The 236-nt window shown below is 67.4% G+C and carries 1 protein-coding gene; it reads right to left on the bottom strand.

Features of this window, described 5'->3' with window-relative positions; genetic code table 11:
- The coding region (sorB, locus tag CWC17_RS19425) for a SorB family sulfite dehydrogenase c-type cytochrome subunit (protein WP_502704924.1) at window positions 1–236 on the bottom strand (236 nt) is incomplete at its 5' end.

Below are 236 nucleotides of genomic sequence, written 5' to 3'. Positions count from 1 at the left end.
TCACTTCGGCTGCTCGTTGCCGTAGGTCTTCACGAGGTAGTCCACGATGACGGGCATGTCCTCGTCGGCGATGGGCGCCTTGAAGACGCCCTTCATGCGCGTGACCATCGCGTCCCAGTAGGGGCGGGCGGCCGTGGGTGGCTGGTAGGCCATGTACTCGGCCGAGTGGCAGGCCACGCAGTTCGCCTGGGCCTTGGCATAGCCGGGCAGGGCGCTGGGCTTGAGCTGCAGGCCGT

The organism is Pseudoalteromonas sp. S3785 (assembly GCF_005887365.1).
Classification (GTDB): Bacteria; Pseudomonadota; Gammaproteobacteria; order Enterobacterales; family Alteromonadaceae; genus Pseudoalteromonas.
The sequence above is the reverse complement of the archived record's forward strand: the minus strand, read 5'-3'. Positions and strand labels throughout refer to the sequence as shown.